This window comes from Novosphingobium sp. BF6 (assembly GCF_058273105.1).
In genome coordinates this window covers 571,328-585,206 of the sequence record NZ_CM177775.1, presented here as the reverse complement: position 1 = coordinate 585,206, position 13,879 = coordinate 571,328, and the positions used below count along the sequence as shown (strand labels likewise).

Annotated in this window: 14 protein-coding genes; 2 read left to right on the top strand and 12 right to left on the bottom strand. The window is 64.8% G+C overall.

Annotation, left to right across the window (positions count from 1 at the left end):
- Positions 1 to 14: 14 nt before the first annotated feature.
- Positions 15 to 1,157, bottom strand: coding sequence for a mechanosensitive ion channel family protein (locus tag AC4D6D_RS02905; RefSeq protein ID WP_491326421.1), 1,143 nt, complete (start codon positions 1,155 to 1,157; stop codon positions 15 to 17).
- A 295-nt stretch (positions 1,158 to 1,452) separates the two neighbouring features.
- Positions 1,453 to 4,293, bottom strand: coding sequence for a DNA polymerase I (gene polA / locus AC4D6D_RS02900; protein WP_491326420.1), 2,841 nt, complete (start codon positions 4,291 to 4,293; stop codon positions 1,453 to 1,455).
- 251 nt (positions 4,294 to 4,544) lie between these two features.
- On the opposite strand from polA, the gene AC4D6D_RS02895 reads away from it, so the two are divergent.
- Positions 4,545 to 4,868 carry a hypothetical protein gene (locus AC4D6D_RS02895; protein ID WP_465146094.1) on the top strand — a complete coding sequence of 108 codons (324 nt, stop codon included), beginning with the start codon at positions 4,545 to 4,547 and terminating at the stop codon, positions 4,866 to 4,868.
- A gap of 103 nt (positions 4,869 to 4,971) precedes the next feature.
- On the opposite strand, the gene AC4D6D_RS02890 is transcribed toward AC4D6D_RS02895, so the two are convergent.
- The 4 genes from AC4D6D_RS02890 to AC4D6D_RS02875 all read right to left on the bottom strand — a co-directional run bounded on the left by AC4D6D_RS02890 (position 4,972) and on the right by AC4D6D_RS02875 (position 9,790).
- Complete coding sequence (locus AC4D6D_RS02890; RefSeq protein WP_491327186.1) at positions 4,972 to 5,949, bottom strand: serine hydrolase; 978 nt, start codon at positions 5,947 to 5,949, stop codon at positions 4,972 to 4,974.
- Between the two features lie 320 nt (positions 5,950 to 6,269).
- A complete protein-coding gene (gene groL / locus AC4D6D_RS02885) occupies positions 6,270 to 7,913 on the bottom strand; it encodes a chaperonin GroEL (protein WP_147216387.1) in 1,644 nt (547 codons plus the stop codon).
- 45 nt (positions 7,914 to 7,958) lie between these two features.
- Complete coding sequence (groES, locus tag AC4D6D_RS02880) at positions 7,959 to 8,246, bottom strand: co-chaperone GroES (RefSeq protein ID WP_086492655.1); 288 nt, start codon at positions 8,244 to 8,246, stop codon at positions 7,959 to 7,961.
- A 164-nt stretch (positions 8,247 to 8,410) separates the two neighbouring features.
- Positions 8,411 to 9,790, bottom strand: coding sequence for an MATE family efflux transporter (locus AC4D6D_RS02875; RefSeq protein ID WP_491326419.1), 1,380 nt, complete (start codon positions 9,788 to 9,790; stop codon positions 8,411 to 8,413).
- Between the two features lie 136 nt (positions 9,791 to 9,926).
- Here AC4D6D_RS02875 and AC4D6D_RS02870 point away from each other — a divergent pair, with 136 nt between their 5' ends.
- Positions 9,927 to 10,346 (top strand): c-type cytochrome, encoded by a 420-nt coding sequence (locus AC4D6D_RS02870; RefSeq protein ID WP_491326418.1) that lies wholly within the window; start codon positions 9,927 to 9,929, stop codon positions 10,344 to 10,346.
- A 27-nt stretch (positions 10,347 to 10,373) separates the two neighbouring features.
- Here the strand turns inward: AC4D6D_RS02870 and AC4D6D_RS02865 are convergent, their stop codons facing one another.
- The 6 genes from AC4D6D_RS02865 to AC4D6D_RS02840 form a co-directional block, all read right to left on the bottom strand.
- Positions 10,374 to 11,333: a bifunctional helix-turn-helix transcriptional regulator/GNAT family N-acetyltransferase gene (locus AC4D6D_RS02865; protein WP_491326417.1), complete on the bottom strand. Its 960-nt coding sequence runs from the start codon at positions 11,331 to 11,333 to the stop codon at positions 10,374 to 10,376.
- A gap of 161 nt (positions 11,334 to 11,494) precedes the next feature.
- The gene (gene rplL / locus AC4D6D_RS02860) at positions 11,495 to 11,866 is read right to left on the bottom strand and encodes a 50S ribosomal protein L7/L12 (protein WP_021232876.1); all 372 of its coding nucleotides are present in this window, start codon (positions 11,864 to 11,866) and stop codon (positions 11,495 to 11,497) included.
- Positions 11,867 to 11,952: 86 nt separating this feature from the next.
- Entirely contained in the window at positions 11,953 to 12,465 is a 513-nt protein-coding gene (rplJ, locus tag AC4D6D_RS02855) for a 50S ribosomal protein L10 (protein ID WP_147216378.1), read from the bottom strand.
- Between the two features lie 321 nt (positions 12,466 to 12,786).
- Positions 12,787 to 13,020, bottom strand: coding sequence for a helix-turn-helix domain-containing protein (locus AC4D6D_RS02850; protein ID WP_147216376.1), 234 nt, complete (start codon positions 13,018 to 13,020; stop codon positions 12,787 to 12,789).
- Positions 13,020 to 13,568 (bottom strand): DUF2975 domain-containing protein, encoded by a 549-nt coding sequence (locus AC4D6D_RS02845; protein WP_491326416.1) that lies wholly within the window; start codon positions 13,566 to 13,568, stop codon positions 13,020 to 13,022. The genes AC4D6D_RS02850 and AC4D6D_RS02845 overlap by 1 nt, the downstream gene beginning before the upstream one ends.
- Before the next feature lie 23 nt (positions 13,569 to 13,591).
- Complete coding sequence (locus tag AC4D6D_RS02840) at positions 13,592 to 13,768, bottom strand: hypothetical protein (protein WP_491326415.1); 177 nt, start codon at positions 13,766 to 13,768, stop codon at positions 13,592 to 13,594.
- Positions 13,769 to 13,879 lie beyond the last annotated feature (111 nt).

Here is a 13,879-nt window from a genome sequence, read left to right as displayed (position 1 = left end):
ATAAATTGTATAGCTCAGTTGGCCTTGCGGGCATCGCCGCTGCCCGAAGCGGCGACCAGTTCGGCGAGCCCTGCTGTCGCACCGAGTTCGACGGGCGCCACCGGCAGCGTCCGGCGCCGCACCAGCGCCTCGGGCTGATTGCGGCGAATCCAGTCCATCATCGTCTCGCGGATTTCGCAGCGCAGGTCGAACAGGGTGGGGCCATCCCTGGCGCTCATCAGCAGGCGGACTTCGATGGCGCTGTCCTTGCAGTCCGTCACCTGAAGCACTTGCGCGCGCGTGTCCCAGAGGCGATGAGCCTTGATCTGGCGAGTATATTCCTCGCGGATCGGGCCGATGTCGGTGCCCTGGTCGAGGTAGAGAAACACCGTGCCGAGCAGTTGCGAGGTGGTCTTGGTCCAGTTCTGGAAGGTGTCCTCCAGAAAGCGGTTGGACGGCACGACGAGACGCCGCTCATCCCACAGCCGCACGACCACGTAAGTCGTGCGGATATCCTCGATCCGGCCCCATTCACCGTCGAGGATAATAACGTCGTCGATCGAGATCGGCTCGGTCATCGCCATCTGGAAACCCGCGATCAGGGCCTTGAGCGCGGGCTGCGCCGCCGCGCCGACCGCCAGCGCAGCAAGTCCGGCGGAAGCCATCAGAGTCACGCCGATCTCGCGCACGCCGGGCACCGAGGCAAGCATCCCCGAGACGGTCAGGAACACGATCAGGAACGTGCCGATGCGGCTGAAGATCGCCAGCCGGGTACGGCGGCGGCGGGCATTGCGGTTGTTTTCCACCGAGATATCGGCGCGCACCATCATCGCCTCGACGAAGGCGCGCAGCACGGCGACCGCGACCCAGCCCGTCAGCAGCGGCATCACGAACGGCGCGAACCGCTGCCAGACGGCTTCGAGCGCCGGAGTCTCGCGCGCGGCCAGGACCACGCCCATGGCCAGGAAGGCCCAGCGGGTCGGGCGGTTGAGGCGATGAACGACGATATCGTCCGCCTCGCTCGCGCTGCGGTTCGTAACCCGATGGAGTATGCGGAACAGCACGGCATGGGCGAGCAGCGCGACAGCCACGCCAAGCAAGGCCGCCAGCAGCGCAGATAGGGAGCGCTCGGCCCAGACGGGCAGCGCGCCGAGCAGGCTTTCGAGAAACGGGATCATGGTCCTGAAACCATGCTGCACCGCAGCAGTTTCAGGGCGAGGCTCGGTCTATCGGGATTACGGGGCGGTTGGAGGTGATGTGGCGATGCAGACCATCTCCGGTCCTCCCTTCGTCATCCTGAACTTGTTTCAGGATCCATCGTCGACCTGGCCCTGCCGCCAGATTGGCGAAATGCCGTGTGCTCCGGCTGATCGAAGCGGCAGAGGAGAGATGGATCCTGAAACAAGTTCAGGATGACGAGGTGAGTGGGGTGAACGAGGAGCAGAATTCGGGTTTCCGCTCCCCGCCTTATCCTCAGTGCGCCGCGCCCCAGCTTGCGCCGTGGCCGATCTCCACGCCGAGCGGCACGTCCAGCTTGACCGCAGGCTCCGCCGCCCCCGCCATCACGGCGCGGATCACTTCGGAGGCCGCCGACACGTCGGCTTCGGGCAGTTCGAACACGAGTTCGTCGTGTACCTGCAGCAGCATGCGGACATGGCCGAGGCCCGCCGCTTCGAGCGCCGGGTTCATGCGGACCATCGCCCGCTTGATGATGTCGGCGCTGGTGCCCTGGATCGGGGCGTTGATCGCGGCGCGTTCGCTGCCCTGCCGCTCGGCGCCGTTCTTGGAACTGATGCGCGGGAACCAGGTCTTGCGGCCGAACAGCGTCTCCGAATAGCCCCGCTCGCGGACCTGTTCGAGGGTGTGGACGATGTAGCGCTGGATGCCGGGGAAGCGTTCGAAATAGCGGTCGATCATCGCCTGCGCCTCGTCCGCCTCGGTGCCGAGACGGCCCGCAAGACCCCAGCGCGAAATGCCATAGAGGATCGCGAAGTTGATCGTCTTGGCCCGCCCGCGCGTGTCACGGTCCACCGTGCCGAACATCTCCATCGCCGTGCGCGAGTGAATGTCCTCGCCCTCAGCGAAGGCTTCCTTCAGGCTTGGCACGTCGGCCATGTGCGCGGCAAGGCGCAGTTCGATCTGCGAATAGTCGGCGGCGAGCAGGACGTTGCCCGGCTCGGCCACGAAGCAGTCGCGGATCTGGCGGCCAAGCTCGGTGCGGATCGGGATGTTCTGGAGGTTCGGATCGGTCGAGGACAGGCGCCCGGTCTGCGCGCCGACGAGGCTGTAGCTCGTGTGGACGCGCCCGGTCTGCGGGTTGATCGCCGCCTGCAAGGCCTCGGTATAGGTCGAGCGCAGCTTGGAAAGCTGGCGCCATTCGAGCACCTTGGTGGCGACGTCGGCGCCTTCACCAGCCAGCTTTTCCAGCACCGACTGGTCGGTGGAATACTGGCCGCTCTTGCCCTTCTTGCCGCCCTTGTAGCCGAGCTTCTCGAACAGGATATCGCCGAGCTGCTTGGGGCTGCCGATGGTGAATTCCTGCCCGACCTTGCCATAGATCTCGCCTTCCAGCGCGCCGATCGCCTCGGCGAACTGGCTGGAGAGACCGGCCAGCTTCTCGCGGTCGACCTTCACGCCGTGGCGCTCCATCTGCGCGACGACCGGGATCAGCGGGCGGTCGACCCGCTCATAGATGCGCGTGCCGCCTTCGTCGGAAAGGCGCGGCTTGAGCAGGGCGTGCAGGCGCCAGGTCACGTCGGCATCCTCGGCCGCATAAGGCGTGGCGCGGTCGAGCGGGACTTCGCCGAAGGGGATCGCCTTCTTTCCGGTGCCGCAAACGTCCTTGAACGCCATGGTCTTGTGCGCAAGGTGACGCTCGGACAGTTCGTCCATGCCGTGACCGCCGCCGATGCCCTCGATCTGGCGGCCCGCGTCAAGGCAGAAGCTGACGATCATCGTATCGTCGACCGGCGCCACCAGAATGTCATGGCGCGCCAGGACGTTGAGGTCATACTTGATGTTCTGGCCGACCTTCAGCACCGCGTCGCTCTCCAGCAGCGGCTTGAGCAGGGCCAGCGCGGTCTGGAGCGGCACCTGCTGGGGCTTCTCGGCGAACATGTCGCTGCCGCCGTGGCCGAGCGGGATGTAGCAGGCATCGTTCGGCCCCAGCGCCAGGCTGATACCGGCAAGGTCGGCCTTCATCGAATCGAGCATCGAGGTCTCAGTATCGACGGCGACCACATGGGCGGCCAGCCCGCGCGCCACCCAGCGCTCCAGCGCCTCGACGGTCTGCACGCATTCGTAGGCGGCATAGTCCACCGCCGGCCATTCCGGCAGCGACTGGCGGGCGGCGCCCTCACCGGGACCGCTGGCTGCGGTGACAGGCTTGGCCGGGTGAAGCTGGGTCGGACGGTCCGGACTGCCGCTGCCGCCGTCGAGGCGCTTGAGCAGGCTGGTGAAGCCGTGCTTGCCGAGGAAATCGGCGAGCGGCGCGGGCGGGATGGCGTCCAGCTTGAAGTCCTCCAGCGCCATCGGTAGCGTGCAGTCTTCCTTGAGCGTGACCAGCACCTTGGACAGGCGGGCCTGCTCGGCCTGCTCGATCAGACGCTCCTGAAGCTTGGACTTCTTCATCGACGGTGCGGCGGCGAGCGCGGATTCGAGGTCGCCGTAGTCCTGGATCAGCTTGGTCGCGGTCTTGGGTCCGACGCCGTAGACGCCCGGAACGTTGTCCACCGCGTCGCCCATCAGCGCCAGCACGTCGCCGACCTTCTCGGGCGGAACGCCGAACTTCTCGACCACTTCGGGAATGTCGATACGCTGGTTCTTCATCGTGTCCAGCATGTCGACGCAGCCGCCGCCGATCCCGCACTTGCCGACGAGTTGCATCAGGTCCTTGTCCGAGGACACGATCGTCACGTCCCAGCCCTGCGCAGTGGCGGCGCGGGCGTAGGAGGCGATCAGGTCGTCCGCCTCGAAGCCCGCTTCCTCGATGCAGGGCAGCGAGAAGGCGCGGGTGGCGTCGCGGATCAGCGGGAACTGGGGCACGAGGTCTTCGGGCGGCGGCGGGCGGTTGGCCTTGTAGTCCTCGTAGATGTCGTTGCGGAACGAGTGGCTGCCCGCGTCGAGGATCACCGCGAGGTGGGTCGGGCCGTCGGCCTTGTTGAGGTCGTCCGCCAGCTTCCACAGCATCGTCGTATAGCCGTAGACCGCGCCGACCGGAGTGCCTTCCGGGTTGGTGAGCGGCGGCAGGCGGTGATAGGCGCGGAAGATATAGGCCGAGCCGTCGACGAGATAGAGATGCTGCTTGGAATCCATGCCACGACCCCTAGCAGCGCCGGGGCTGGCCGTCAGCAGGGCAGTGCCACGCGATTGGTGAAATCGCCGCCCGGTAAAAGGATGGGAACCAAATCCCTCCACCGCCGTTTGCCCGCGACTGCTTGAAACGCATTTGCGACAGGCCTAGTTTCGCTCCCCAAGGGGCGAAGCCGCCCGCATCTGCGCGGATGGGTTCACGGGGTTTGTCTTTTCAGCAAACGCTTTTTAGCAGACGAGGGAATACCGAAAACATGCGCAAGATAGTCATCGCTGCCACTGCCGCCGTCGCGGCCCTGTCGCTCGCAGCCTGCTCGGAAAAGACGCAGGACGCCGCTTCGGACACCGCGACCTCGGCCGCCAACGACTTCTCGGAAGCCGCCGAAGACGTGGGTGACAAGGTCGGCGACATCGGCGCCCAGGCTTCGGAAGCCGCCGACAACACCAAGGATGCCGCCAAGGACGCGCTGAAGAAGGCGGAAAAGACCACCGACGACATCGCCGCCGACGCCGAGAAGGCTGCTGCCGACGTCACCGACGCCGAAGGCACGCCGCACGACGGCACCGAACAGCACTGATCCTTGGATGGCGCCGGGCTTCGCGGCCCGGCCCTCGGGACATGAAAAAAGCGCTCCGGAGTCGATCCGGAGCGCTTTTTTGGTGCCTCGTTGCCGCCTGGTCCTAGCGAGCGGCGGTGCGGTAGGAGGACCCTTCGGCAAGATAGCCGTTGTAGATCGTGCGGGCGATGCTGGCGATCCGGGCCTCGCGGTTGGGGCGGGTGCCCTGCCCGGTTACGTAGATCGCCACGGCATAGGCCCGGCCGTCCGGCGTCTCAATGATGCCGATGTCGCTGGACGTGTTGTTGAGCGATCCGGTCTTGTGCGAAACCGTGACTTCCGCCGGAAGACCAGCGCGAATGCGGCGCTTGCCGGTGACGGTGCGGCTCATGGCGCCGAGCAGGACGTCGCGGCCCTGCTTGCTCATCCACTTGCCGTTGTAGATCCCGGCGAGCAGCTCGACCACGGCAATCGGCGTGGCGCTGTCGCGCTTGTCGACCACCTTGGCCGGATCGATGGCGCCGTCATCGCGCACGAGAGTCGCGATATCGCGGTCGATATGCCAGTCGTCGATGCCGGTGCGGCGCACCCAGGCATTGACCGCCGAAGGCCCGCCGACGACCTTGAGCAAAGCGTCGGTGGCGTAGTTGTTCGAACGGGTGATCATCAGCTCGATCAGCTGGCGGGCGCTCATGTAGGTGCCGGGACGGACCGGGGCGACCGTGCTGGAGAACGGCGCCGAGGGCACCGGCACCATCAGCGGGAACTCGCTGGAGAGCGTCCATTTGCCCTTGTCCACGCCTTCCAGGAACGTCGCGGCAATGGCGATCTTGCTGGTGCTTGCCATCGGGAAACGCTGGCTTCCGAGCACATCGACCATGCGGCCGCTGGACAAGTCCATCGCGGCTACGCCGATGCGGCCCTGCGAGGCATTCGCCACGGAGGCGAGCTGCTTGCCGAAATCGCTCGAATAAGTGCGCGGCGCGCGGTCCTCGGTGCCGAAGACCGAGTCGAACGAATCCTGCACATCGTTGATGCCAGCTTGGTCACGAGCCTGATCGCGTGCCTGCGCAGGCACGACCGACAAGGCGCCGAGCGACATGCCCCCGGCAGCCACGGCGACCGCCACGGCCGCGACCTGAAGGAAGCGCCGAGTGCCCTTGCGGCACCGCGCGATGAGTTCGTCTGCCCCGATCATGCAGATCCCACCCTAATCTTGTCCATGTTCCCGAACGGTTAACGACAATAAGGCAAAGCGCCAGCCCTGCGCGATGAAATGTATGCCCCATGCGGGCAATTGCTTAAAATCGAACAATCCTGTCGCTCAGATGAACGAATCCGTCCGGTTTGAATCATGGATACGAAAAAGGGCCGGAGAGATCGCTCTCTCCGGCCCCAATTCGCGTCGGTGACGTGAGTGGCTTAGAAGCCGCCCATGCCGCCCATGCCGCCCATGTCGGGCATCGCCGGCATGGCGGGCTTGTCGTCGGCCTTTTCGCTGATCGCCGCTTCGGTGGTGATCAGCAGACCGGCAACCGAAGCCGCATCCTGCAGCGCGGTGCGCACGACCTTGGTCGGGTCGATGACGCCGGCGGCGACGAGGTTTTCATAGACGTCGGTCGCGGCGTTGAAGCCGAGCGATTCGTCCGAACCGTCGAGCAGCTTGCCGGCGACGACGGCACCGTCGTGGCCCGCGTTCTCGGCGATCTGCTTCAGCGGAGCGGTGATCGCCTTGCGGACGATGTCCACGCCGCGGGTCTGGTCGTCGTTGATGCCGGTCAGGCCTTCGAGGGCGCGCGTTGCGTAGAGCAGCGCGGTGCCGCCACCGGGGACGATGCCTTCTTCAACGGCAGCGCGGGTCGCGTGGAGAGCGTCGTCGACGCGGTCCTTGCGTTCCTTCACTTCGACTTCGGTCGCACCGCCGACCTTGATGACGGCCACGCCGCCAGCAAGCTTGGCCAGACGCTCCTGGAGCTTCTCGCGGTCGTAGTCGCTGGTGGTGACTTCGATCTGGGCACGGATCTGCTCGACGCGGCCCTTGATGTCGTCAGCCGCACCGGCGCCGTCGACGATGACAGTGTTGTCCTTGTCGATGGTGACCTTCTTGGCCTGGCCGAGCATGCCGAGCGTGACGCTCTCAAGCTTGATGCCGAGGTCTTCCGAGATCATCTCGCCAGCGGTCAGCGTCGAGATATCGCCCAGCATGGCCTTGCGGCGATCGCCGAAGCCCGGAGCCTTGACGGCAGCGATCTTCAGGCCGCCACGCAGCTTGTTGACGACGAGCGTGGCAAGGGCTTCACCCTCGATGTCCTCGGCGATGATGAGGAGCGGACGGCCCGACTGCACCACGGCTTCGAGGATCGGCAGCAGCGCCTGGAGCGACGACAGCTTCTTCTCGTGGATGAGGATGTACGGGTTTTCGAGCTCGACCGTCATCTTCTCGGGGTTGGTGACGAAGTAGGGCGACAGGTAGCCGCGGTCGAACTGCATGCCTTCGACGACGTCGAGTTCGAATTCGAGACCCTTGGCCTCTTCGACGGTGATGACGCCTTCCTTGCCGACCTTTTCCATGGCTTCGGCGATCTTTTCGCCGACTTCCACGTCACCGTTGGCGGAGATCACACCGACCTGGGCGATTTCCGAAGAACCGGCAACGGCCTTCGAACGGCCCTTGATGTTCTCGATGACCTTGCCGACAGCGAGGTCGATGCCGCGCTTCAGGTCCATCGGGTTCATGCCGGCGGCAACCGACTTCATGCCTTCGCGCACGATCGCCTGGGCGAGAACGGTCGCGGTGGTGGTGCCGTCACCGGCTGCGTCGTTGGCCTTCGAGGCCACTTCGCGCAGCATCTGGGCGCCCATGTTCTCGAACTTGTCCTTGAGTTCGATTTCCTTGGCGACCGAGACACCGTCCTTGGTGATGCGGGGAGCGCCGAAGCTCTTCTCGATCACGACGTTGCGGCCCTTGGGGCCCAGGGTCACCTTGACGGCGTTGGCGAGGGTGTCGACGCCGGCGAGAATGCGTTCACGCGCGTCGCGGCCGAACTTTACGTCCTTGGCTGCCATTTTGAATTCCTTTTAGAAAACTGGAAAAGTCGGAAATCAGGAAGCTCAGCCGATAACGCCGAGGATGTCCGATTCCTTCATGATCAGCAGGTCTTCACCGCCAACCTTGACTTCGGTGCCGGACCACTTGCCGAACAGCACGCGGTCGCCGACCTTGACGTCGAGGGGGGTGATGGTGCCGTTTTCAGCGCGGGCGCCGGTGCCGACGGCGACGATTTCGCCTTCAGCCGGCTTTTCCTTGGCGCTGTCGGGGATGATGATGCCACCGGCCGTCTTTTCTTCGGCCTCGACGCGGCGCACGAGAACACGGTCGTGCAGCGGGCGGAAAGTCATGGGGATCTCCCTAATCCTACGAACTAAAGGACAAGAAACTGGAATTGGCACTCACACTGAGAGAGTGCCAACGGCCGTGGATATGGTTCGCCCCCGTAGCGGCGTCAAGCACATCGCTGCCAAAAATTTCTTATCCGGTTTGGACGCAAGATGAGACGAGAGCGTTACACCCGGTCAAGGTGGAACTCTTCGCGCCAGTGCCAGCGGGCGATCAGCATCACCGCCGCTACGGTCAGGCCGACCGCAAGCCCGATCCAGACGCCCACGCCTTCCAGCGGCGTGAACAGACCCAGCACTGCCGAGGTGGCGAACCCGGCGGCCCAGTATCCGAACAGGGCGATGGCCATCGGCACGCGGGTATCCTGGATGCCGCGCAGCGCGCCTGCGGCCACCGCCTGGAGGCCGTCGGTCAGCTGGAATATCGCCGCCACGAACAGGAACTCCAGCGCGAAGCCGACGAGGACCGCGTTCTGCGGCGCCGAGACATCGACATAGGCGGAGAGGATGAAGCGCGGGGCCAGCAGCATCGTCGAGGCCGAGACGACCATGAAGATCATCGCCACGGTGATTGCCGCCCAGCCCGCCAGACCGACGCCGACCCGGTTTCCTGCGCCGAAATGATAGCCGACCCGGATCGTCGCCGCCTGCCCGACACCGAACGGCACCTGGAAGGCGAAGGCGGCAATCTGCAAGGCCACCGTATGCGCGGCCAGCTGCGCCTCGCCGAGGCGGCCCATCAGGAAGGCGGCGCCGCTGAAGAGGCCGCCCTCGGCGATCAGCGTAGCCGCGATCGGCAGGCCGAGCGCCAGAATCTGACGCAGGCGTTGCCATTCAGGCCGCCAGATACGTCCGAACACATGGTAGCGACGCAGCCTGCGGTCGCTGCGGATGGCCAGGGCATAGGCGAGCACCATGACGGTCGCGGTGGTGATGCTGGCGAGCGCCGAGCCCATCAGGCCGAGCGCCGGAAAACCGAAGTGGCCGAAGACCAGCACATAGTTGCCCAGAGCGTTCACGCCGATCGCCAGCGCAGTGATGACGGTCGCGAAGATCGGCCTGCCGAGCGCGGACACGAACGTCCTCAGCACGTTGGCGACCGTCATCGGCAGCACGGCGATCGAGACGATCTTGAGGAAATGCGCGGCGAGGCCCGCGACTTCCGGCTCCTGCCCGGTCACGTCCATCAGCCAGTCGCCGAACTGCGAGATCGCGATGGCGCCGAGGCTGAACAGCACCGCGACCCAGAGCGCCATGCGCGCGGAACGGCGCACTTCGCGCATCGCGTTGTGGCGACGGCCGATCTCGGCGGCGATCAGCGGGGCGACGGCGCCGGTCACGCCGTTGATCCCCATCATCATCAGCGCGACGATCGCAATGGCGAGGCTCGATGCCGCCAATGCCTGCTGGCCGAGGCGCGCGACGAAGATCACGTCGGTGGCGAAGACCGCCATCTGCAAGAGATTGGCGAGCGCGAGCGGCCCTGCAAGGCGCAGAGTCGCGCCGAGTTCGGCCCGGAAAGTCGAAGGAAGATGCTGTGTCGCCATTATCGGCAGGGTCGATAGGGGAGGGGACCGGCAAGCGAAAGGAAATTCCTGCCGATAGCGGGCGGCTATTTGCGCTCGATCATGGGCTTTCCATCCCGACCCGTGTCGAATAGGGATCGCCCGTGCCGGAGGAACCATGACACCTGCTCGCCTGATTGTTGCCGCCCCCCTGCTCTTCCTCGCCGCCTGTGGCGGTTCGGATCAGGACACATCGGAAACGGCCCCGGCCTCGCCCGCTGCGGCAACCTCGCCCGAGACCTCCACGTCGAACGCCCCTGCGGCCTTCGCCACCTGCCGCTCGTGCCATTCGGTGGAGCCGGGCAAGAACGGTGTCGGCCCCTCGCTGTTCGGGATCGTCGGGACCAAGGCCGGCGACGTGCCGGGCTACAATTTCAGCCCCGCGCTGAAGGCCTCGGGCGTGACCTGGGACCGCCAGACGCTCGACACCTGGCTTCGGGGACCGATGAAGATGGTTCCCGGCACCAAGATGGTGATCGGCGTACCCAATCCCGAGAAGCGCAAGGAAGTCATCGACTACCTCGAATCCCTGAAGTGACGCGCCTAGCTCGGCGGGTGGCGCGTTTCAGCCCGTGTAGAGCCCCGTATAAAGCATTGCCACGTCGCAACGCTCGTAGCGGGCGCCGTAGTCCGCCATGATTCCGGCATCGTGCCGGAAGCCGAGCTTTTCATAGAGGTGGATCGCCGCCTCGCAACGCTTGTTGGTCAGGAGATAGAGCTTCTCCGCTCCCATCGCGCCAGCGCGCTCGATCATCGCGCCGAGCAGGAATTCCCCAGCCTTGAGCCCGCGCGCCGAGGCCCGCACGCCCATCTTGGTCAGTTCGAAGGCGCCCTCGCCGGTCTTCTGCAAGGCGCACGTGCCGACAATGCCCAGCCCCTGCGCCTCGACGAAGAGAATCGCGCCGCCCGGCGCGACGATGCAGCGCTGCGGGTTTTCCAGCACCTCGCGGTCGGTCGGTTCGAGGCGGAACATCGTCTCGATCCATTCCGCATTGATATCGTGGAAGTGCCGCGCCCGTTCCTCGCTGAATTCGCGGATGGCTAGGACCGGCGGCTTCAGGCGGCCATAGCGCTCCAGCATCGAGGATTCGTCCATCGCCGTCTCGACGCGCGCCACCAGCGCCAGCAGGGCCTCCGTCTCGCCGCCGCACATCTCGTCCACCGCGAGGCCGACGCCCGGCCAGACGTGCATCCTTGCGCGGGCCATCGCCTCCTGCCCCGCCGCCGTCAGCGAGACGTGGCGCTGGCGAAGGTCGCTGCCCTGCACCGTCTGCACCAGTTCAAGCGCCGCCAGCTGCCCGATCGCGCGGGTGACGCCGGGCTGGCTGGAACAGACCGCTTCGGCCAGTTGCCCCACGGTCAGCGGCCCATCTTCGAGCGCCGCCAGCAGGCCCATCTGTCCGGGCTGGGCCTGGACACCCGCCGCCTGGATGATCTGCGCCGCATCGCCCTGAAGACGCTCGGCCAGGCGCTTGAGGCGGCTGCCCAGCAGGACGCCGCCCTGTCGGGCGATCACATCGGTCATAACGAACTCCATATCACGTTATATATCGCGTTATGGATATCCGATTCCGACGTCAAGCGGACAAAGGAAAAGGGCGGCCCCGAGGAGCCGCCCTTCCCTGTTCATCTGCTCGGAAGAACCGAGAAGATCGATAATCGGCGCGGGCCAGGGCCCGCAGCAGATTACTTGAGCTCGACGGTGCCGCCGGCTTCTTCGATCTTCTTCTTGATTTCTTCGGCTTCAGCCTTCGAAGCGCCTTCCTTGACGGCCTTCGGAGCGCCTTCGACGAGAGCCTTGGCTTCAGCCAGGCCCAGACCGGTGATGGCGCGGACTTCCTTGATGACGTTGATCTTCTTGCCACCGTCGCCGGTGAGGATCACGTCGAATTCGGTCTTTTCTTCAACAGCGGCGGCTTCACCGGCCGGGGCAGCAGCCACGGCAACGGCAGCAGCGGCGCTAACGCCCCATGCTTCTTCGAGAGCCTTGGCGAGGTCAGCGGCCTCGAGGACGGTCAGCTGCGACAGTTCTTCAACAAGCTTGGCGATATCGGCCATGATTATAACTCCTGATCTGTGGTCCCGAAGACCGCCTCATGCGGCAACGGGATAAATCGTAAGAAAAGTGTTGCTTAAGCTTAGGCTCAAGCAGCCTTGTCGGCGTAGGCAGCGAAGACGCGCGCCAGCTTGGCCGCCGGAGCGGTCTGAAGCTGGGCGATCTTGGTCGCCGGAGCCTGAACGAGGCCGATGAGCTTGGCACGCAGTTCGTCGAGCGACGGCATCGAGGCGAGAGCCTTGACACCGGCAGCATCCAGAACCTGCGAACCCATCGAGCCGCCGACGATCTCGATCTTGTCGGTCGTCTTGGCGAAATCGACGACGGCCTTGGCAGCTGCGACGGGGTCCACCGAAGTGGCGATGGCCGTCGGGCCGCTCAGGAAGTCGCCGATACCGACATAGTCGGTGTCCGCGATGGCAAGCTTGGCAAGACTGTTCTTTGCAACCTTATAGGTAGCACCGGCGTCACGGATCTTGCCGCGCAGGGCGGTGGACTGAGCCACCGTCATGCCGAGGTTGCGGGTGATGACCACCACGCCGACCTCGTTGAAGACCGCGTTGAGCTGGGCGACCGAATCGGCTTTCTGCAAACGATCCATGCCTTACTCCTTCACATGTGACCGTTCGGAACTCGCGTTCCGCACGGCCGGCTACGTTTGTCCGAAGCGCTGATGCACTTCGGGCGGGTCCGTTTGCGATGGGGAAGGAGTTTTCGGGTCGGAACCCGAATGGACACCACGCTCATGAGCGAGGGCCGGAAAATTTCCTGTTCCCCGTCTAGGCTGGAAATTAAGTCCTCGCAAATCGAGGACACCAACTGTCTCGGACGGATGAACGATGGGCCGAAACCCAACGGTTCGGGCGCGCCTCTGAAGGAAAGCGCGCCCGAAGTCAAGCGATTCGCGGTTACTGAGAGAGCCTCAGGCGGCCGGATCGTATCCCAGCAGGTCGCCGGGCTGGCAGTCGAGTTCCCGGCAGATCGCCTCCAGTGTGGAGAAGCGGATGGCCTTGGCCTTGCCGGTCTTGAGGATCGAGAGGTTCGCCAGGGTGATGCCGATGCGCTCCGCCAGTTCGGTCAGCGTCATGCGGCGGGCATAGAGCAGGTCGTCGAGCTTCACCACGATATTGCCTCCTTCGCTGCTGTCTTCGCCCATCACACGGTTCCTTCCAGTTCGGCGCGCATCTCGGCGCCCTTGCGGAAGACACGGGCGAGGATGAACAGGATCAGCATCAGCAAGAGGCCGTTGCCCGAGATGCCGCCCATCGTCTCGATATGCGTGTGCCCCTCGCCGATCCGGTTGATCCAGGCGCCGAGCCCCGAGAGCGGCAGGCCGAGGAGCTGCACGACCAGGCTGAACCAGGCCATCTGCGTCAGCCGCGCGGCGTTTTCGGGCACGAAGGGATCGCCCTCGGCAACCGTGCCGACGATGCGCTTCAGCAGTTGGAAGATCCGGAACAGCACGCAGCAGAGGATGGCGGCAAAGACCAGGATGCCGCTGACGACCCAGAAGAACTGGGGCAGCACCAGAGGCATGTCCTTGGCCATTTCGACCGAAATGTCGTTCTGGAAGAACAGCAGCAGCGGGATCGCGACAAGGCATGCGGCCACGCCGATAGCCATGCTCGCCATGAGAAACCACAGCAGTCCCTTGGCGATGGCGAGAAGCGGGTCGCGGGTGAGCGCGGTCATGGTCTTGGTCATCGGTCGGTGCCCCTTTCTATGGATTACATCAGCGCCGGAGCGACCGGCGCGGCGATGACGAGCACGGCCCGATCCGGAACCGGGGTATCGGCCGCCTCTGCGGGGGTGGAAATCGTCGGCAGCCAGAACGCGGCCACGAAAGCCATGGCCAGAACGGCAGCGACGGGACGGGGAGCCTTTTGCGATTGAGAGAAGATCATTGTTCGTTCTCCGATATGTTCGATATCGAAATTCAATAAACCCGAATCGCCTTATCGTCAAACAATAATATTGAAAAACGATATGTCGCTTGCCGTTTCTCGAAAACCCTC

Bases quoted from the DNA above. Each gene is read 5' to 3' on its own strand.
- AC4D6D_RS02840 (WP_491326415.1), bottom strand. From the start codon at position 13,768: ATGATCTTCTCTCAATCGCAAAAGGCTCCCCGTCCCGTCGCTGCCGTT.
- AC4D6D_RS02845 (WP_491326416.1), bottom strand. From the start codon at position 13,568: ATGACCAAGACCATGACCGCGCTCACCCGCGACCCGCTTCTCGCCATC.
- groL (WP_147216387.1), bottom strand. From the start codon at position 7,913: ATGGCAGCCAAGGACGTAAAGTTCGGCCGCGACGCGCGTGAACGCATT.
- AC4D6D_RS02870 (WP_491326418.1), top strand. From the start codon at position 9,927: ATGACACCTGCTCGCCTGATTGTTGCCGCCCCCCTGCTCTTCCTCGCC.
- AC4D6D_RS02895 (WP_465146094.1), top strand. From the start codon at position 4,545: ATGCGCAAGATAGTCATCGCTGCCACTGCCGCCGTCGCGGCCCTGTCG.
- AC4D6D_RS02905 (WP_491326421.1), bottom strand. From the start codon at position 1,157: ATGATCCCGTTTCTCGAAAGCCTGCTCGGCGCGCTGCCCGTCTGGGCC.
- AC4D6D_RS02890 (WP_491327186.1), bottom strand. From the start codon at position 5,949: ATGTCGCTCGGCGCCTTGTCGGTCGTGCCTGCGCAGGCACGCGATCAG.
- AC4D6D_RS02850 (WP_147216376.1), bottom strand. From the start codon at position 13,020: ATGGGCGAAGACAGCAGCGAAGGAGGCAATATCGTGGTGAAGCTCGAC.
- polA (WP_491326420.1), bottom strand. From the start codon at position 4,293: ATGGATTCCAAGCAGCATCTCTATCTCGTCGACGGCTCGGCCTATATC.
- AC4D6D_RS02865 (WP_491326417.1), bottom strand. From the start codon at position 11,333: ATGACCGATGTGATCGCCCGACAGGGCGGCGTCCTGCTGGGCAGCCGC.
- rplJ (WP_147216378.1), bottom strand. From the start codon at position 12,465: ATGGATCGTTTGCAGAAAGCCGATTCGGTCGCCCAGCTCAACGCGGTC.
- AC4D6D_RS02875 (WP_491326419.1), bottom strand. From the start codon at position 9,790: ATGGCGACACAGCATCTTCCTTCGACTTTCCGGGCCGAACTCGGCGCG.
- rplL (WP_021232876.1), bottom strand. From the start codon at position 11,866: ATGGCCGATATCGCCAAGCTTGTTGAAGAACTGTCGCAGCTGACCGTC.
- groES (WP_086492655.1), bottom strand. From the start codon at position 8,246: ATGACTTTCCGCCCGCTGCACGACCGTGTTCTCGTGCGCCGCGTCGAG.